Genomic DNA, 2963 nt, shown 5'->3' with positions numbered 1-2963 from the left:
AGATGTGTATACGAGCCAGGCTATATACCACGCTGACGCCGCAAATCTCGGCGCGCTTGGCAATGGCCTGGCCGATGCGGCCAAAGCCGAGGATGCCCATGGTCTTGCCGCCGAGCTTGTCGGCCAGCGGGAATTTGCCGGTGGGCCAATGTCCGCCGCGCACAAAGGCATCGCCCTGCGGGATACGGCGCAGGGTGGCCAGGGTCAGGCCGATGGCCAGGTCGGCCACCTCGTCGGTCAGCACATCCGGCGTGTTGGTGACGATCACACCCTTGGCCTGGCAATGTGCGGTATCAACCGCATCCACGCCCACGCCGAAGCAGGCAATGATTTCAAGCTGCGGCAAGGCATCAATCAGTGCTGCATTGGCGCCGGTGCTGCCCGATGTGGCCATGCCGCGCACCCGGGGCGCAATCTCGGCCAGCATGGCAGAACGATCCTTGGCTTCCCACAGCCGATGCACGGTATAGGACGCGTTCAACGCCTGCTCCACGCTCGGCAGCAAAGGCAGCACCTGCACAATCTCGATAGCCATTCCCACCCTCTGATATCTTATATCTGACGATACCGGAAAGTAGGCGCAGGCCGCAGGCGGCGCAAGCGATCAGGCGGCCTGTTTCACTGCCGGCCGCATCGGTGTGAGATTTTGCAGGAACTGCGCCGAGCAGGCTTCCCAGGAATAACGCAAGGCCAGGTCGCGGCAGGCCTGCGGCGACTTGCCGAGCGCGCCCTTGATCGCCTCGCCGAGATCGTCATGCAGGCAGCCCACTTCGGGATGCGGGCCGATCACATCCAGCGGCCCGGTGACCGGATAGGCCGCCACCGGCACGCCGGAAGCCAGCGCCTCCAGCAGCACCAGGCCAAATGTGTCGGTCAGGCTCGGGAAGACAAACACATCGGCGGCGGCGAAATAGCCGGCCAGCGCGCCGTTTTCCAGATAGCCGGCAAACACTGCCTCGGGGTATCTGGCGCGGTATTCCTCAAGCTGCGGGCCGATGCCCACCACCAGCTTGGTGCCGGGCAGGTCCAGCTTGAGGAAGGCTTCGATATTCTTGTCCACCACCACGCGGCCGGCATAAAGATGGATCGGGCGCGGCAGGTCCAGCAATGCCTTGTCGCGCGGGCGGAAACGCTCGGTATCCACGCCACGCGACCAGGTGCGCAGATTGCGGAAGCCGCGTGCCGCCAGGCTGTCGGCCAGGCTCTGGGTGGCCACCATCATACCGGCCGAGCCGTTATGGAACCAGCGCATGAAGGCATAGGACCAGGCCAGCGGCACCTTGGCGCGTTCCTCGACATATTCGGGGAATTTGGTGTGGTAGGCGGTGGTGAAGGCAAAGTTGTGGCGTGTGCAATAGCGCCGCGCCGCCAGGCCGAGCGGGCCTTCGGTAGCGATATGAATTGCCTCCGGCGCAAAGGCTTCGATCCGTCGCACCAGGGCGCGATAAGGCAGGATCGCCAGTTCGATTTCGGGATAGGTCGGGCATGGCATGCGGCGGAATTCGCCCGGCCCCACCACCTCTATCACATGGCCCTGGCGGGAAAGCGATTCCACGGTCTTGGTCAGCGTGCGCACCACGCCGTTGACCTGCGGATGCCAAGCATCCGAAACAATCAATATCCGCATTTTCCGCCACTGCCCGTTGCGATTCAACCCGGGGTGATAACATCGCAATTTGGTGACGCTGGCGTGACACTCTGTGGATAAGTATGTGACGAAGCGACAAGCTACTGCCGATGCCTGCCGCCCTCGTCCGGCCCACGCCGCAGCAGCAGCCACAGGCCCCAGCCGACAATGCCCAGGAACAGCAGGAAAGCCAGGATGGCCAGGCCACGCAGCCCCCAGGTCATCGCCTGGCTGCTGAGCCATTCCGACGGCAACAGGAAAATCTGCTGCATATCCTTGAGGAAGCCGAGTACCGAGAGCAATGACAGGCCAAGCAGAATGATGCCGATGCGGCGCTGTGAGGTCAGGTCAGTATAATCATGGATGTCGCGCACGGCATTCTTGTATTGCTCCAGCACGTCCTTGAAACGTGCCCGCCGCAGACTGAGGCCACGCATCTGGTCAACACCGGCATAAATCCGCTGCTCGGTGCGATAGCGGAACACATTCTCGATATAGGGAAAATCCAGTTCGCGAAATATTTCCAGGCGGCGCTGCAAGCTTTCGGCAAATTGCCGGCTGGCCGGCCGGCCGGCGCGTTCCAGCAGGCGGAAAAGCGGAGCCAGCGGTCGCACCCGGACGCTATCGCCCTCGCCCTTGCCGTAGACGATGCCGGCCAGCAAAGCTTCAGATTCCGCCAGCAGCCTTTCATCATAGGTCAGCACCAGATGCGACAGCATCAGATAGGGGCAAACACCAAGCAGTTCGGCCATCTTGCCAAAACTGCGGCTGCGACGCGAAAATTCGTGGATCAGGCGGGAATGGGCAAAAATCTGCACCTGCTCGCCATCCTGGAAGATCGGCTGTAGGGAATCAGCCATCTCGGCTTCATCCTGAAACTGGAAATCCAGGATATTCTGGATCAGGCCGGCCAGCGCCAGGGCTGCATCGCCGCTCCAGGATGTATCGGCAGGGATTATCATGCCATCCACATGCACCACGCCGCCGCACAGATTGCCATAATCCCAGTCGCGTGGCTCCCAGGCATCCGGTGCCAGTTCGGCACAGGCGAAAATCCGGCGCAATGGCTCACCCACCGGGTCGTGATGCAGCGCCATGGCACGGTTGCGCACACAATCCAGCAGACTCCCCGGATTGGCGCCATTCAGGCTGAAACAGTTCAGGCGGCTCAGCGGCCGCGCTGCCTCATCGCTACCGCCCGCCACCACATCCTCGGTCATGTCGGCGAATTTCTGCAACAGCAGCAAGTCTATCTCACTCATGCTACGCGGCGAATCCAGCGCGGTGGCAAGCGCCACCGAATAGGCCAGATGGCCGGAACCGAACAGCGCAAAGG

Annotated in this window: 3 protein-coding genes; all 3 read right to left on the bottom strand. The window is 62.2% G+C overall.

Annotated features, from left to right (window positions below):
* Positions 1 to 535 (bottom strand): NAD(P)-dependent oxidoreductase (locus KBB36_RS20900; RefSeq protein WP_290985844.1); only part of this gene is annotated, 535 nt, incomplete at its 3' end.
* Positions 536 to 604: 69 nt separating this feature from the next.
* Entirely contained in the window at positions 605 to 1627 is a 1023-nt protein-coding gene (locus KBB36_RS20895) for a glycosyltransferase family 1 protein (RefSeq protein WP_290985841.1), read from the bottom strand.
* Between the two features lie 101 nt (positions 1628 to 1728).
* Positions 1729 to 2963: hypothetical protein (locus KBB36_RS20890; protein WP_290985838.1), on the bottom strand; the 1235-nt coding region annotated here is incomplete at its 5' end.

Source organism: Ferrovibrio sp., from assembly GCF_017994015.1.
Taxonomy (GTDB): Bacteria; Pseudomonadota; Alphaproteobacteria; order Ferrovibrionales; family Ferrovibrionaceae; genus Ferrovibrio.
This window is presented reverse-complemented; position numbering and strand designations above follow the sequence as displayed.